Source organism: Fretibacterium sp. OH1220_COT-178 (assembly GCF_003860125.1).
Taxonomy (GTDB): Bacteria; Synergistota; Synergistia; order Synergistales; family Aminobacteriaceae; genus CAJPSE01.
The window spans coordinates 161,274-177,560 of the sequence record NZ_RQYL01000004.1; the positions used below are offsets into that span (position 1 = coordinate 161,274).

Genomic DNA, 16,287 nt, shown 5'->3' on the forward strand with positions numbered 1-16,287 from the left:
CTATCAAACAATTGAAAACACTTGAAAAGTATACGGCATTGAAGGGAAAACGCAAAGAATATTTTTGCGGACGGCCTCTCGGGGACCGCTGACGGACGAGGGGGGCGGATGCCCCCCTCGTCCGTCAGCCAACGTCTATTCCCGCCCTTTCACAATATCGGTGAAATCCGACCAATCCTCCACTTTAAAGGCCCGGATGTCGCGAACGGAATTTCTGAACCATTCAATCCTAGAGAGAGCGTTGATCGCCTTGTACACAGCGGTAAGGTTGTTTCCCCCCTCTTCAGAGAGGTAGATACTCCCCTGCGTCCAGTCAAATCCCACTTTTTTGAGTTCTTTGTTGATCTCCTGATAGGCGCCGTTGTAAGGCTCCCCATAATGCTTCTTGAGCTCCGCAACCTCCAGGTCAAACGCAATCGCGTACACAGCCGTGCCTCCTTTCCGCATAAGGCTATTCCCAACGCCATTCTATCACGAAAAGCCCCAAGAGAGGCAAAGGCCTTCTCCAACGCTTCAAAGCCGCTTTCAGTTCAGTTAATTATCCTCTGATAAGGCTCAGTACGGTCTGGGGCAGCTGGTTCGCCTGGGCGAGCATCGCCGTACCCGACTGAGACAGGATCTGCAGCTTCGTGAAGTTCAGCATCTCCAGGCTCATGTCCGCATCCCGGATGCGGCTCTCGGCCGCAGAGAGGTTCGTTCCCGTCGTCGTCAGGTTCGTCACGGTATGCTCCAGGGAGTTCTGGAACGCACCGATCTTCGCGCGCTGCGTCGAGACCTTGTTGATCGCGTTGTCCAGGATCGAGATCGCACGAGAGGCGGACTCGCGGTCCGTCACGATCACGCGCGTCACCCCAAGGGCGTCCGAGGACATGTTGCCGATGTCGATCGCCACGTCCTCGCCCTCGTTCGCCCCCACCTGGAAAATGGTGCTGTTGTCCACAAGGTGCAGGATCGTCTCGTAGGGCGTCGATATCTTTTTGAGCTCGAAGTTCCGAAGGTTCTCGTTCCACGCGACCTCGATGTTGGCCATCGGATCGAACTCCACGTCCACGTTCGGGTGGATCACACCGATCAGCTGATTGCCCGACACCGTCACGCTGTTGACCACCGTCGCCCCGTTGTGCGCGTCGTAGATGGACGCGGTGAACGCGTTCTCCTTCGACTCCTGAACCACGTTCAGCGACAGCGCCTTGATCAGGTCCTCGTCCCCGGAGAAGGAGAGCCGCCCTGCGTTGCCCGCCACCATGGAGCGGATGATGAAGGTGCCCGGAACCGTCTCCAGGCCGTAGGCCTGCCTCGTCTCCTCCTCGACGAAGGTCACGAAGCTGTTGGCGTGGCTGACGGCGAAGCGCGCCTGTCCCAAGCCGTTGGCGATGGCGTCGTTCAGCTTGCTCCGCAGCTCCGACAGCGTGTCCGTGGCGTAGAGCGTGATGGACGTGTTCTTGCCGTCGCCCTGCGCAATGTTGATGGTCTGGGGATCGGTCAGCAGGAAACGCCCCTGGCTGTCCCAGAACTTGTCCAGGTCGCGCAGGTGCACGTCCTTCTTCGCCACCTGACCGACATACGCGGCCTCGAAGGTCGCCAGCGTCTTGTCCGCCGTCATCTCCGTGGCGTTGGTGTTCAGGACGATGTCGCCCTCATAGACCGTGCCGTTCTTGCTGTTCAGGTAGAAGTTCCGGAAGTGCAGCTCCTTGCTGGTGACCTTCTTGGTGTCCAGGCCGAACTTCAGGTTCTCGTCCGTGACCGCCGCCCCCCACTTGAAGGGCCAGCTCTGGGTCTGCGTTCCGGCGATCTCCACCGTGACGCCGGCAGCCGCATTGACCGGGGCCGTGCTCGCCTTCTTATTGACGTTGTGGACGAACTTGTTGCCGATGCTGAAGATACTCGTCATGCCCTCCTTGAGGGTCATCTTGAAGGCCCCGGCAGTCCCCAGTCCCAGGCTGACGCTGAGGTCCACCTCCCCCCCCTCGGTGAGGACGATGTTGTCGTTCACCTTGTTGAGCACGGTGCCGTCCGGCATCAGGATGTTGGCCGTGGCCTTCAGCGTCACGCTCTTCGCCTCGGCGTTGACCGACACCACCTCGTACAGGATGCTGGCGTTGTTCTCGAGCTGGGCATCCGTCACGACGCTGGTGAGCAGATCGGAGAAGGTAAGAGGCGTCTCGGTGGAATTCTGCACTGGAAAGACCGTCCCCACAGCAGTAGCGAGATCAACATCCGCTATCGCGATAGCCCCCTTAGTGGAGATGAGGGTAATCTTACCTCCCGCTTCTTGAACGGCAAGATCTGCAATATCGGCCGCCCTGATCGCATTGGCAATCTCCGCCGCCGAAGGATTTACCGCAGCCGCAGCAGGTACAGTGACCTCGACGGCCGCCCCTCCCGCCACGGAAATCGAGAATTTCTTCCCGATATCGGCTGCCAACGCACCGGTTGTGACTTCCAACTTATGATACTTCTCCGGAAAGCCGTACGTGCCCGTCAGCGCGACCCCGGAGTTGGCCTCCGTCGCAAGCGTCTTCATGGTGTACGTTCCCGCCGGGACGTTGTCCACCCGCAGCGCGGCAACTCCCGCAGGCTCGTTCAGGCTGACGTCCATCACGACGTTCTTGTGTTTGATCTTGAAGATGTCCGTCTTCATCGCCTCGGCCTGACCGGGCTTCGCGTTGATCTGGATCTTGTAGTTCCCCTCGAACGCAGCCTTCTGCCCGAACCGGTCGATCTTGCGCAGCGATCCCCGGATATACGCCTTCGTCGCAAGGTCGTTGGAGGACCAGATGCCCGCGGCGCTCCCGTCCAGCAAACGCTTCTTGTTGAACTGCGTGGACGTCGAAATCCGGCTGATCTCGTCCTTCAGCTGGTCGACCTCCAGCTGGATGTACTGGCGGTCCTGCTGCGTCAGCGTGTCGTTGGCCGCCTGCACCGAGAGCTCCCGCATCCGCTGCAGGATGCTGTGCACCTCCGACAGGGCCCCCTCCGCCGTCTGGAGCATCGAGATGCCGTCCTGCGCGTTCCGCACCGCCATGTTCAGGCCGTTGATCTGCGAGCGCATCTTCTCGCTGATGGCCAGGCCCGCCGCGTCGTCCGCCGCGGAGTTGATCCGAAGCCCCGTGGAAAGCGTCCGGATGGACTTCTGGAGCGCGTTGTTGGTGGAGCTCAGGGCGTTGTAGGCGTAAAGTGCCGGTATGTTGTGGTAAATCCTCATATCAACTTAACCTCCTGCGTCCGAGGCATCCTGCCTCGTCTCACAAAACAAATCCCAGACCTTCCTGGTCTCCCACAGGGCGCCAAAAACAACACACGTTCAACCTTGCTTTTCGGGCATTCCACCTTTCCTTCTTTTTCAATCTCGTTCCCAAAATCCGTCGCCTTTATTTTTCGCCCTTCGGCCTCGAGGGCCGCACGGTGCGTATCTTGGAGAGCCTTGAGAAGGTCGATATCGGCAGCTGCGGCGTTTCGGAAGCGCCCCTGGGCGCCTCTCTCGCCGCCTTGGCCGCGGCCCTGTTCTCCTCGACGATCACATCCCAAAGCTCCTTACGCCAGATCTGCGTCCTCTGCGGCGCGTTGATGCCCAACCGCACCACGTCGCCGCGAACGTCGATGACCGTGACCTCGATATCCGTCCCGATCTGTATGGACTCGTTGATGCGTCGGCTGAGGACCAGCATCAGCTCGTCTCTCCCTGCAGAATCGCCCCCCGCTTCATCGTCTCTCGGACGTCCTCCGGAAAAACGACGTGTCGGATGGGATACTCCTCGTTCAGGGCGATCACCTGTACCGCCCTTCGGGTCTTGAGGTTCAGAAGGATCGGGGCCCTCAAATTCGCCGTCATGTTCCAGGGCGCCCCCTCGGGGATGGACACCACGATCAGCAAAGCCAGGTCCGAGGGGTCCAAAGACCCGACCAACTCCAGCTCGTCCTCGGGAATGCGCGCATTGTAGTCCGGCATCACGGCGTCCGGGGTCGTCACGGGCAGAGCCAGAGCCCCGTCCTCGATGTTCTGCAGCCACTTGACGGCATTGTCCTCCTCCCCCACCAAGACCCAGCTCCGGTTGTTCTCGAACGCGGGGATGCCGCGCGGGAAGGAGAGGACATCGTCCTGCGTGTAGACGATCTCTCCAAAACGTTCGCTCAAGAAGGTTTCTGCCATTTCGTCCTCTATTCTTCGGCCCGCCGCCCTTGCCGGCACAACCGAAAATAATGATCTCGAATGATCTCGCCCTTATCTCAAAAAGTCCAGCAACGTCGGCTGGACGAGCTGCGAGACGACCGCCAGGCTGGCCTCATGCATGAACTTCGCCATCATCAGCTCCGTCGGGACCCGCTCCGGATCGATCATCACCAGCTCCTGGTAGGCCTCCGTCATCACCGCATCGTCGGCGACCAGGCGTTCCTTGTTGCTCTCATAGCGGTTCTGCAGGGCCCCGTTGGTGGAAAGGACCTTCAGGACGTTGTCGATGAAGCGATCGATGCGCGGCAACATGGTCTCCGAGATCGCCGTACGGTTCTCGGATTTCACGGCGGCGACCACATCGTCCAACACTCCGAAGATATCCTGTTTTCTCTGGTTGGCCCCGCTTCGTACCGTCGCGTTCTGCGTGTGGATGCCCGGCGCCTTTCGTGCGGCGTTCTCGAGATCGTACCCGCCCCGATACGCAGTGGACGCAGCCCCCCCCCCAAGGAAGTCGGCCGTTATGTCGGAACCGAACGTCCCGTCCGCCTTCAGCTGCGAGGCCTTGACGGTTATCGAGTACCCCCGAGGGGACCACAGGACGAGGCGCCCGTCCTTGTTCAGCTCGGCCCGGACGTCGTAGTCCTGCATTCGGGCGTTGATCGTGGCCACCAAGTCGGCCGGGTTCATCCTGCCATTCCCGTCAACGTCACGCATCGCCGTCAGATCGATGGTGTGGGTGTAGCCCGCCACCGAGATGTCGAAGGTCCGGGCCGGAGACTGGCCCACCTCCCAGCTCGCGGCGCTCACGTCCACGTCGCCCTGAATCCCTGTGCCGAGCAGAAGTTTTTTTGCCGCCACATCGCCTTTGACGTCCAGTACATTGACGGCCGCTCCGTCCCGGGTCGCGATGGAGATGATGGGAAAATTCCCCGCCTGTCCGTTTCTGTCCCCCATCTCGGCGTCGAAGTAGTTGACATAGAGCCACTCCCCGGCCTGAGAACGCAGCCGGTCCATGACGCTCTTGACCGTGTCGTCGGCGGTGACGTCGATCTCCACCCTGCGTCCCAGGGATTCGAAGCGAATCGTACCCGCACGGCCGATTTTCTCGCCATCCTTGAGGCCTGCGACGGCGCCGCCGGCATCCTTCGCTCCCATATTGCTCGTCACGCCGGTGTGGATGCCCATCTGGGCGGCGATACCTCCGGAGTAGTCCGTCCACCTCGGGTCGGAGACGGGGAGGTCCACGACCGAGAAAGAAACCCCCGTGACGGCGTAAAGGGACGCGGAATCCGGGAGCTCCTTGCCGTTCTCGTCCACGGGGACGGCGACCTTCATCAGCTCCTCGCCCGCCTGCTCGTTGACCTGCCTCGCGATCTCACGCATCACCTTGACCCGATCGACCAGGCCCGTCGCGGGATCGGTCACGTCCTTGCGCGAGAGTCGGATATCGTACTCCTTGCCGCAGGTCATCTGGACCCGCATCCGAACGCCCAGGTCGTCGTCGAGACAGGGCGCCGTCGGGAACCGTATATTTTTGACCCCCATGCCGGGGTCCGTACGCACCGCCGTCGAAAGCCCCATCTCCTCGGCATAGCGCTGGTCGTTCATGTCCAGAAAGAGGACGGGGGCTCCCCCGGGAGCACGGATGACCAGGCGGCTGGTCTCCCGTTCCTCGTTATGGCTGGTCCCGAGGCCCTTTTCATGATCGTCCGCGCTGTAAGCGCCGGGGCCGCGGAAGACGTCCACCGTCACCTCAAGCCAGCCCGATCCTGCGTTCTTCAAGCGATCGGCCAGCTCGGACATGGTGTACTCGCCGGGATTCAATTTGATGTCCGCGACGCGCGCCCCGCTCATCACCCGCCAGTGCAAGGGCTTCCCGGCGGGGACGACCAGCTTTCGGTCCGGCCCGAACTCCACGCTCTTCATACCCGTCTCCATCCCCAGGACGTCGAAAACATCCATGTGACTGTGGTCGACGGGACGGGTCCGCTCCTTGGAGGCCACGACTCCCGTCTCACGTCCGGTCTCGGGATCCGAGGAGAAGGTGTAATCGAAAAGCGCCATTCCCATCCCCTCGCCCTTCAGGGTAAAGGAAGGATAGTGCGGCTTCTCCGCCGCCGCATTCACGGACAGGGGATCCTTCGGCAGGGGGCCGACACGTCGCGCCACGACGACCAGCTGGTCCCGGTCCGCCGAGGTCCGAGCGTAAACGCCCTCGATGGCGTTGATCTTCTCCGCTATCCTCGTCAGGTCGTCGCCGGCATTGGCATAAATCTTGAGGGGCTGTTTCCCGTCCAGCTGGACCGTCACGGAGCTCGTGGAGCTCCCGACCGGCCCCGCATAGCCCAGAAGCTGCCGGACACCGCCAGCGGCTCCGTGATCGGACACCGTAAGCGATCCCCTGGAGGACTGGAGCACCAGTCGGCCCGCGACGAGGGAGGCAACGGGGAGGTCCCCGGCATCCCTGGGGACGGCCGTATTGATCGCGTCCACCAAGTCGGTGATGGATTTTTTATCGGCGAAGCCGAAATCGTAATCGGCACCGTTCAGCGTGATGCGGATCCCCTTGCCCAGGGCATCGTCGCGCCAGCCCAGGGTGTTGACCGTTCCCATCATCCCGTGATATTTGCTTTTTTCACTCGCATGGACGCCGCCGAAGAGTTGTTCGGCAGCGGTACCGTCCACGCGGATAGCACTGCCGTTCGCGGAGGTCAGCACCAGCTTGTCGTTCTGGATGCCGGCCTTCACCCCGGCGGGGAGGACCCCGGCACCGTTCAGTTCCGCCACGAGCGCATCGAGATCTCCTGGGGCCGCCGCAAAGGTATGATTCTTCGCCACTCCGTCCGTCACAACGGTCAGCGTCTTGCCCGCGAGGTCCTTCAGATCTGCGGGCGCTCCCCCGACCAGCATGGCGTGGTTCCAGTCCGGCACGACGACCTTGAGGTCGCCGCCGGCCGTCGTGCCCGTTTTGGGAAACGCGATCCCCGCGATGGACTGAGCCATCGGCAGGTAGTCCGTATCCGGCCAGCCGGTGATTCCGACGGGCTCCCCCGTATTGCTCCTGATCAGCATACGCTGCGTCCCCGAGGAGTGGTCCTTCTCCACCACGGCCGTGACCAGCATGTCCGCGCCCTGCTCCTTCAGCGCGCGGTTCACCAGCGCCGCCAGGTCGTCCAGGGAGATGCCCGACAGCTCGCCGGGATCACGGAACCGGTTGTAGTCCGTGGGTTTGGTCCTGCCCGTCGCCACCTCGTCGATCCATTGTTCCGGGATAAACACGGCAAGGGTACGGTTCCCCACCGTGATCTGAACCTTCTCCTCCCGCCCCGTCCACTTCCAGTCGAGCGGAACCTCGTGGCTGCAAATGAAGTGGGACCTCTCCCCTTTAGGCATCACCTCGCTGCCCGTGAAGGAGACGTCGGCCAGCAGCCCCTCCTCGATCTCGTACTTGATGCGCTCGTCCGACCCCTGATATTTGATGCGCCCGTCGGGGCCGACCACGAAAGGCTTCGTCCCCGTGTCCGTTCCCCCGAAAAGATACTTGCCCGCGACCTTGGTGTTCAGCGCGTCGAGGATCTCCCGCTTCTTCGCCTCGATCTGATCCGCAATCTTAGTCAAGTCGTCCCGTCCAAGGGCGCCGTCCCCCGCCTGGATCACGAGGGTGCGTATCTTCTGTGCGGCGTTCAGCACCTTGTCGAGAGCCGCCTCCGAATGCTTGAGCATCGTCAGAGCGTTGTCGTGGGTCCCACGGTACGCCTCGTTGGCCCTCAAAGAGGACTCGAGGGAAAGGGAGCGCGCGATGGCCGAAGGATTGTCCGACAACCTCGCATATTTGCGCATCGTCGACATCTGACGCTGCAGATCCAGCAACCTCCTGGAGTTCTCTTGCAGGGAATTCATCAATGTGCCATACATCATCGAGGTCGTGACGCGATTGTGCATTGGCTTACCTCCGCTCGGCAGAGACTGCGCTCTGCCGCTCATCCTCCTGAATTTTTACGAGGGGCTCCGCCCCTTGTCCGTTTTCACTCGTCGCCCAGCGGGCGTTCGGCGGGTTGTCGGCTGCGGCCGTCGGGTCCAGGGGCTTTGCCCCTGGCTACCGGCCCACCAATCCGAAGCCGTTGATGATTCGGTCCAGCATCTCGTCCACCGTAGTCGCGTAACGCGCCATGGCGCCGAACGCCTTGTTGAGCATCATCATGTCCATAAGCTCCTCGTCCATGTTGACGCCCATGACGGATTGCCGCTGTTCGTCGATCTGCGTCGCCATATTCTGCTGTGCCTTGTGCATCAGCTCGGCGTGCCCCGCCTCGGAGCCGATCCTGGACAAAAAGGCATCATAGTACCCGCCGAGGGTCGTGCTGCCCCCCTCGAGCAGCCGGGCACTCTTCAGCCCGGACATCCGAGCGGCGTTCTTGCCGTTGCCGGGGCCGCCGCTCTTTCCGTAGACGGCCCTACCCGCCGCGTCCAGCTTGCCCATCGCCGCGCCGATCAGGCTGTTTGCCGCATCGACCGCGTCGTTGACCGCAAGTCCGGAGGCGGCTCCCGCCTTGAAACGCAATGGCTTGAAGAACGCCACCCCCGTCGTCTCCTGATTCTCTCCGATGCCGTACCCGGAGTATTGATAGGCGTTGAGGTGCTTGGCCAGCTCCCAGGCCAAGCCGTCGAGAGCCCCGACAAGACCGGGAATCACTCCGTCGCGAGCCTCCTCCAGCCCCTTGATCGAGCCTCCCTTGACGTGATGCCGGACGGTGATGGCGGTGCTTCCCACTCCCTTGAGGTTGAACCACATCCCCTCTCTGACGGTGGAGAGCGTCTTGGCCCGATAGTCGGCGTCGTTGCCGAGCGCGGGCACCCGACGCGCCTTTTCGAACTTGTTGTCCGAGGAGAGATAACGCACCCCGTCGAACGTAAAGGAAGCGTCCTCGGCCACCTGGGAAAAGGCCGTGACCTCGCGATAGATCGGCTCGTTCGCAGCCGTTTTCCCGATCTCTTCAAGTCTCACCAGCCCAAGCCGGCGAAGCGTCTGCAGGTTGCCGTCCTCCCCGCCCAGCAGGGTGATGCGCTGGGCCTCGCCCGGTACGTCGGAGGCAAAGGTCAGATACCAGGATTGGTCCGTATCCTGTTTCAAAGAGGCGTGTACCCATTGCTCCGGGGCCGTCAGCCCGAACTCCGCCTGATACTTCTCGTTGATCTTGTTGCGGATGACCTCGAGGGAATCCCCCTCCTCGACATCGATCGCAATAGTGGGACTGGGGTTGGCCATTCCCAGCCGAGCGGCCAGGTTCCCCTGAACATCCGTGATGGAGATCAGCCAATTATTCTTGGACTCGACGGCAAATTGCGTATCGCCGTGCGCAGGGGGCTGCGCGCCGCCGGAATGGATGGTAAAGGCGTTGGTCCCGCTCTGGGGCAGCACGCTTCTGAGGAACCCCGTCAGATCGTCCACCGTCAGCCTGTCACCCGTCCCCAATGCAGGATAGGGGGACGGAAGAGGAGCGTTCGAGGCACCGCCAACAGCAAAGATGTCGCTGGTCAGCTCCCATTTCTTATTCGCGTCGTTCCAGCTTACGGTCACATCGTACTGGCCGTCGTGCGCCCCTATGCGGAGGGTGTGGGACTCTCCCGCCTTGCCCCGACCAAGGATATCGCCCTTGGCAAGGTCCGGGGACCCCGTATTGTTGAAGATGCTGGACGATACCCGCGTCCCCTGCGTGCCCACCTGGATGCGGAAGGAGCCCTTGATCCCCAGGGCCTGCCGAGGGGACATCGGCCGCTCTCGCATGGAGACCCCTTTCTTGACCACCCGAGTCGGCGTCAGGGGGCCAAGCAGCCGGCCCGCATCCGCAATTTCGATCGCACGGCCCTCCGCGGCCGATACCGTGAGGGAGACGAACGTCTCGGGCGGCGTTCCGGCGGTCGTCGTCTTCGCCGCCGCGACGAGACCGGAGTCGGCGGGAAAGACGCCGTTCAGATAGTCCCTGAGCTCCTCCACCGACAATTCCCCGTCGCCGGAATCGGCTCCGGCCCCGATGGCCGAGCCGTCGGCGTTGTCCACGGCGCTCAGCGACCACCTGTTGTTCGCCGCATCCCACGTCACCCGAACGGAAATGTCTACGACCGAGCCGTCCGCCTTGGTGGTCTTGAAGGTGAGCGTCCGGGGATCTTTGGACGACGTGTCGTTCAACAGGACGCCATCCTTGAAGTTCGAGGACGTGAGGGCCCGAGTCTCCAGGCAGGCGGCGTCGCCCCCGCCGATCGCCCACTCCTCGCCATTGGCCAACCGGTCGACGATCAGCTGATGGACGCCCTCCGGCCCTACGGCCAAGATGTCGGCAACCTTGCAGTTCTCGACGATGTCGAACTCGTTCTCCGCAACCTGGACATCGTAGTAGACCTTATTGTCCCAATAAAAGGCGTGGGCGCGCAACTCCCGCACCCGGTCCCCCTGAATGAGGGTCCGACCGTTCAGAGTCAGAAAGAACTCCCCCGTCGTCTCCCCCACCTTGAGGGGTTCCTGGAAGGTGACGTCCATCAGCCCGGAAATTTTGTCGAGAAGCAGGTCTCGTTTGTCCAGCAGGTCGTTGGGATTGTGCCCCAACGCCTTGGCCCGATAAATCTGCTTGTTCAGGGAAGCGATCTCGTGCAGAATCCGGTTGGCCTGATCGACCGAGCTCTTGACCTCGTCATTGATGGCCTTGGAGTAGGACTCCAGCCCCTTGACGACGCCGCTGAGGGTTCCCCCCAGAGATTTGGCCGCCTCGACGAGCGCACGGCGCGCGGCGGCGTCCTCGGGGTTCTCCTGCAGCGTCTGCATGGCACCGAAGAACTTGTCCATGGAGACGCGGACGCCGGGCTTGGCCGGCTCCGGAATGTAGTTCTGTACCGCGGTGTAAAGCGCGTGGATTTTATCCCAATACCCCAGGGTCGCCAGACTCGAGCGGTATTGAAAGTCCAGGAACTCGTCCCGGATGCGGACGATCTCGTCGACCTTGACGCCCATCCCGATCTGGCCGGGAATGCCGGGATCCGCGTAGGGCGGCATCGTAGAGAGGTTCACCCTCTGTCGGGAGTACCCCTCCGTCTTCATGTTCGAGACGTTGTGCCCCACAGTCTGAAGGCCAAGCCTGAAGGCGTTGAGGGCGCGTTTCCCCATCTCGAGCCCGTAAAAGCTGTTCAACATTCCCGTCTACCCCCTGAACTCCGCCCCCGTCGGCCGCGGAAGGCCTCCCTCGATACGCCGCCATTCCGACAGAATCATCGAGGTAAAACGTTCATTTTGGTCGATCAAGCCGCTCAGAATGACCATTTCCGACTTCAAGCCGAAGACGGATTGACTCAGCCGATCCGCCGCACCATTGAAAAGTGCGCGCTCATCCTCTTCGAAGGCATCGCTGAGGGACGAGGCATGAGGCTCGCACCCCAGATCCAGGGCCAACTCCCTCGCCATCCGGTCCCGGACGCCTTCCAGGGCCTGGACATCGAAAAAGATCTCGCGAAGCTCCCGCATCAGGTCCTGCAGGACCTCGGCCCCCTCGCTCCTCATGGCCTCGCGCTGCTCACGAACGACGTCGATGAGATCGTCTATGGCGTCGGCCTCGTCGAGTACGGCAGCGATAAGCGCCTCCACCCGATCGCGCACGGCCACCCTCCTATTGGGATTCCAGAATTCCCGCGAGAACGAGACGGCGGGCCACTTTATCCAAAGGAGGAACGTACTCCCCCGCCTGCACCTGCGAGCGAAGGCGGTCGACCTCCTCCTGACGCACATCGGGCACGTTCCTCAGCTCGGATCCGATTCGGGCCAACTCGACCGCAAAGGAGCTGAAATCGGCCTGATCCGCTCCTGCGGAGAACCCATCCGAGGGGTATCCTTTTTTCGACCTGCTCCTGTTCGGCGCGTCTGGGCCATACTGCCCGGATACCTTCCCTATCAAGGAAAACACGCTCCCTTCTCAAATTCAAACAACGTCTAGATCCGACATCGCACCCCAAGGAGGTCCGTTCATCGCTCCTCCCAAAAACTCCAACGGGCGGACCGGCATTATCCTAACTTCTTGTATCGGAGCTTCAAGCCCGTCGCTTTAACGCACCCGAAGGTCATCTCGGCACATGGGCCAGCACGAAGGCTCCCTCGACCCGAGCGCCCGCTGCAGCGCAGGCCGAGGCGAGGCACGACAGGGTCGTCCCCGTCGTACAGACGTCGTCGACAAGCCCGACCCTGAGCCCCCGGGCCTCCGAGGCGACCTCGAAGGCCCCGGCTCCCAATCGTTTTCGTTCCTCGCGCCCCAGTCCGGTTCGGGCGGGAACGTCGCACGCCCACCGTCCAAGCTCCCGCACCGGAACACGCCACGCCCGTCCCAGTCCCGAAGCGATCGCCTCGGCCTGATTGTAGCGCCGCGGACTCCGAGGATGGAGCGGGACGGGGATCAGTGCGTCCAAGTACGGCCTCTCCCAAAGCGTCGAGAGCCCGCGACCAAGGATCGGCCCCAGCGCACGGGTGCGGCCATACTTCAGCTTGTGGATCACCGATCGCACCGTCCCCTCATGGAGCGCTCCCGAGCGGACGAATGCGCCCCGAGGGTGGGAGGGACAGGGAGCGGCCCCCCCACACGACAAACAGCGGGGCAGCTGTGGCCGCAACAGCGCCTCCAGACACCCCGGACACAGCACCGCCCCCAGCCGCCCGCACACGGGGCACTCCACCGGCCACAGGGAGTGAAGCAGAAGATCGCAGAAAAGCCGAAGTCGAGACACGTCAAACATTTCGGCCTCCTCAATTCGAGTCAAGCGGAAAGCTCTCCCGCCCCGCGAGCCCCGGCAAGGTACTCGTCCTTCGCCCGCTGCACCAGGGCGTCGCATCGGTTGTTGCGCTCGTCGCCGGCGTGTCCCTTCACCCAATGCCACCGAACGTCATGCGTCCGCGAGAGCTCCCAGAGCTCCTCCCAGAGATCGCGATTCTGTACCGGCTGTTTCCCGGAAGTCTGCCATCCGTTCTTTCGCCACTTCTCCAGCCAGCCCTTTTCGAAGGCGTTTCGCAGATAGGTGGAATCCGTATGCAACTCCACCCGACAGGGATACCTCAGGGCCCCAAGCGCCCGAATCGCCGCGGTGAGCTCCATCCGGTTGTTCGTGGTGTCCGGCTCCGCTCCGTAGAGCTCTCGCTCCGCCCCCCCGTGTCCGGGGGAGACAAGCAGAGCGCCCCACCCTCCCAGACCGGGATTTGGGGACGCTCCTCCGTCGGTATAGATAATCACGCAAGTCCTCGGCTTCTCACTCAAAGGGCTCTCCATCCTTTCCGGCCCGTCCCGCCCGAACGGGGTCAGGAATACTCTATAGGGCAGCGCAAGAGCAGCAACGCACCCGGGCGGGCCTCGAAACCGCGGGATTCCATGAAGGCCCCCCATTGGCTCGTGTAGGTTACGATCATGGGGATATTGCGGATGGCCGGATGCGTCAGCGCGTAATCGACCAAGGAACTGCCCAGGCCTTTTCCCTGGTGAGCGGGATGCACGATCACGTCCCAGAGCGAGGCCCTGTAGACGAAATCGGTGACGATGCGGCAAAATCCCACCAGCTTGTCCTGGCAACGCGCGGAGAAACAGAGGCTCGTCCCCTCGAGCATGGCCTGAATCCCCTCGACGGAGCGGCTGCGGCCCCATCCCGTATACCGATAGAGGTCCTGAAGCTCCAGGGCCGTAACAGCCAGCTTGCTGTCGTAAAAGAGGTAGTTCTCCCTCATTCCTGCACGTCCCCCTCGATAAGCACGGATTCCGTCCTCATGCCCAAAACGATGCGCTCCAGGTCTCCCCTGCCATCCGCCGTAACCGCGAGCTGAACGGCCTGGCCCGAACCGCATCGGGGACATATCCAACAGGCACGCGCGTAGCCGTCCCCATCCGGGGCCTCCGGCAACACCCTGCACTCGCCGCAGAACTGACACGCGACAATCAACATACCCCGCACCTCCCGGACGTAAGACGGACGATCCGGAACCGCTCATTCCTCCAGGACAACCTCGATGTCGACCGGTCCCTCCGTGTAGATGTCGTGCGAAGCAAGCGCGCTGAGAATAACGGGGGCGCCGGCATCCTTCAGATTTTCCACGATATCGAAGAAGGTCTCCCCCTCCAGGGTTCCCACGCTGTTCGTGGAGGGGTCGGGCAAAACTCCGTCGCGAATTGCCTTCATCTTGAGTTCACGCAAAAAAATGTGAAGGGCCTCTTCGGCATCCAGATCGGACCTTTGAGCGTCGATCATCCTTCGGTGAATCGGTTCGCCCGCAGCGTAGATCAGGTGGCTTTCCCCCACCTCGAGACGAACCTTGATCGGCTCCCCCAAGGCGACGTTCTCCGCGGCCAGAGCCCGAACATAAAATCGCTCCTGGGCCTGGGTCAGGGCCTCCAGAACCTCGGCCTCGGACTCCGGGGCAATGACGATCGGCAGGTCCCGGAGACGGGAGAGCAGTTTGTCGGACACCCTGGAGACGACCGAGAGCCGGATGTCCTTTCTGAGGGCCTGCAGGTCCTCGCTCACCTGAGCCTCCGAGCTTCCGGGCAAAATGGGCCGCTGCGCCAGCAGGACGTTGGCGTGAATCGCGATGAAATCGCTCCGCATGGAGCTCAAAGCCCGCTTCAACTCCTCGGACTCCTCCCGCATGACCTTGACCTCAGCCTCGAGCTCGTTTCTCTCGTTTTCGAGGACGACCTTGTCGTTACGCAAGGATTCCAGGTCGAAGCGCGTCAGGTCAAGGCTGGCCGTGGTCGTCTGCAGCAGATTTCGTTGCTGTTCCAGGCTGCTCCGGGCAAGCATCAGATCGTCCACCGCCTGGTCCGCGTTGCTCTGGCTGGTCTGAAGCTGAAGGCGCAGATCCATGAGTTGTTGCTGGACGTATTGCATGCTGAACAGGGCCGTGCGAACGTCCTGGGAGAAGGCGGACAGGACGGTCAGGATGACGATGGAGATGATCCCGCCCGTGACGGCCGTGATCAGGCGGCTCGTGTATTTGGGGCGAAGGCCGAAGACGGAGATGCGCTGCTTTCCGTACCTGAAGCCGAGAATGTCGCCCAAAACGGCCAGCACCGCGCTGCCCAGAATCAACCCCAAGACCAGGACCCAATTTGTACTCGACCCCATATTCGGCTGCACGGGACATCCCCTCCTCTCCCCGGAAGCGCTCCATCCATCTTCACACCATTATAACGGTCGTCCGTTCCCGGCTCCTCTTCGTTTTCGCCTATTTTACGCCGGGACATAAAAAGAGGGGGACAGCCTGCGCCATCCCCCTTCTTCTCATCCCCCGCCCGAGTCGTTCCTCGGGACGTTCACCCGACTCATTGCACGCTGGATATCCAGGGAAAGCCAAGCTTCAACGGCTTTTTCGACATCGTCGAGGACGCCGGGCAGAGCATCGGCCTCCCCCTTCGTCAAGTGACCCAACACCCGTTTGACCATGCTTCCGGGAGCGTTGCCCAGACCGATACGAAGGCGAGGAACCTCCAGGGTCCCCAAAACGGCGATGACCGAGGCCAGTCCGTTGTGCCCCCCCGCGCTTCCCTTGGCGCGCAGACGAAGCTGCCCGTAGGGCAGGGCCAGATCGTCATAGATCACCAGGACATCCGCGGGCGCCAGCTTGTAGAAGTCGAAGGCCTCACGCACCGCCATGCCGCTCAGGTTCATGAAGGTCAAAGGTTTCAGCAGGATACAGTCGCGCGCGCGCCAGAATTCGCCGCGGAACTTCAGCTGAGGTCTACCCAGCTCGAGCCGTGAAACCAGATGATCCACGGCAAGCCACCCCATATTGTGACGGGTAAAGGCGTACTCCTGGCCTGGATTGCCCAGGCCTGCAATCAGCTTCACGCCGCCCCTCCCCTCATCCGCTTTCGTTTTTCTCTAGAACACAGTCCGCTTTGCCGAAGCGAACCGAAAGGTCCGACAAAGTCCCCCGGTTCAAATAAGCAAACCAACGATTTCCGGCCCCAAAACAGGGGCAGAAAAGGGCTGGTCGTCTGACCGCGCCGACTGCGCGACAACTGTGCCGCGCAGCGGCATAAGCGACCGACACAGCATTTTCGGCCCAAAAACAAGGGCCGAAAAGGGCTGGTCGTCTGACC

14 protein-coding genes are annotated in these 16,287 nt (G+C 62.0%); all 14 read right to left on the reverse strand.

Translation table 11 applies throughout. From position 1 onward, the window contains the following. Positions 1–135: 135 nt before the first annotated feature. Positions 136–426 (reverse strand): virulence protein, encoded by a 291-nt coding sequence (locus EII26_RS03055; RefSeq protein ID WP_124887667.1) that lies wholly within the window; start codon positions 424–426, stop codon positions 136–138. Positions 427–538: 112 nt separating this feature from the next. After that, positions 539–3,205 (reverse strand): flagellin N-terminal helical domain-containing protein, encoded by a 2,667-nt coding sequence (locus tag EII26_RS03060; RefSeq protein ID WP_124887668.1) that lies wholly within the window; start codon positions 3,203–3,205, stop codon positions 539–541. A gap of 166 nt (positions 3,206–3,371) precedes the next feature. Further along, entirely contained in the window at positions 3,372–3,668 is a 297-nt protein-coding gene (gene csrA, locus EII26_RS03065) for a carbon storage regulator CsrA (RefSeq protein WP_124887669.1), read from the reverse strand. Then, positions 3,668–4,135 (reverse strand): flagellar assembly protein FliW, encoded by a 468-nt coding sequence (fliW, locus tag EII26_RS03070; RefSeq protein WP_233572571.1) that lies wholly within the window; start codon positions 4,133–4,135, stop codon positions 3,668–3,670. Before fliW ends, csrA begins: the two co-directional genes overlap by 1 nt. Positions 4,136–4,222: 87 nt before the next feature. Beyond that, positions 4,223–8,158: a flagellar hook-associated protein FlgL gene (flgL, locus tag EII26_RS03075; RefSeq protein WP_124887671.1), complete on the reverse strand. Its 3,936-nt coding sequence runs from the start codon at positions 8,156–8,158 to the stop codon at positions 4,223–4,225. A 112-nt stretch (positions 8,159–8,270) separates the two neighbouring features. Continuing rightward, positions 8,271–11,357, reverse strand: a complete 3,087-nt coding sequence (flgK, locus tag EII26_RS03080; RefSeq protein WP_124887672.1) for a flagellar hook-associated protein FlgK — start codon at positions 11,355–11,357, stop codon at positions 8,271–8,273. A 6-nt stretch (positions 11,358–11,363) separates the two neighbouring features. Next, positions 11,364–11,816, reverse strand: coding sequence for a flagellar export chaperone FlgN (flgN, locus tag EII26_RS03085; protein WP_158612124.1), 453 nt, complete (start codon positions 11,814–11,816; stop codon positions 11,364–11,366). 10 nt (positions 11,817–11,826) lie between these two features. Then, a complete protein-coding gene (locus tag EII26_RS03090; RefSeq protein ID WP_158612125.1) occupies positions 11,827–12,111 on the reverse strand; it encodes a flagellar biosynthesis anti-sigma factor FlgM in 285 nt (94 codons plus the stop codon). Positions 12,112–12,274: 163 nt separating this feature from the next. Continuing rightward, on the reverse strand, positions 12,275–12,940 hold the full coding sequence (locus EII26_RS03095; RefSeq protein WP_124887675.1) for a ComF family protein: 666 nt from the start codon (positions 12,938–12,940) through the stop codon (positions 12,275–12,277). A 20-nt stretch (positions 12,941–12,960) separates the two neighbouring features. Beyond that, positions 12,961–13,431, reverse strand: a complete 471-nt coding sequence (gene rnhA, locus EII26_RS03100; RefSeq protein WP_199735032.1) for a ribonuclease HI — start codon at positions 13,429–13,431, stop codon at positions 12,961–12,963. Between the two features lie 65 nt (positions 13,432–13,496). Further along, entirely contained in the window at positions 13,497–13,916 is a 420-nt protein-coding gene (locus EII26_RS03105) for a GNAT family N-acetyltransferase (protein ID WP_124887677.1), read from the reverse strand. Beyond that, on the reverse strand, positions 13,913–14,131 hold the full coding sequence (locus tag EII26_RS03110) for an alcohol dehydrogenase (RefSeq protein WP_124887678.1): 219 nt from the start codon (positions 14,129–14,131) through the stop codon (positions 13,913–13,915). Before EII26_RS03110 ends, EII26_RS03105 begins: the two co-directional genes overlap by 4 nt. A 42-nt stretch (positions 14,132–14,173) precedes the next feature. Continuing rightward, the gene (locus EII26_RS03115; protein WP_124887679.1) at positions 14,174–15,322 is read right to left on the reverse strand and encodes a DUF3084 domain-containing protein; all 1,149 of its coding nucleotides are present in this window, start codon (positions 15,320–15,322) and stop codon (positions 14,174–14,176) included. 144 nt (positions 15,323–15,466) lie between these two features. Next, the gene (gene pth, locus EII26_RS03120; protein WP_124887680.1) at positions 15,467–16,033 is read right to left on the reverse strand and encodes an aminoacyl-tRNA hydrolase; all 567 of its coding nucleotides are present in this window, start codon (positions 16,031–16,033) and stop codon (positions 15,467–15,469) included. Positions 16,034–16,287 lie beyond the last annotated feature (254 nt).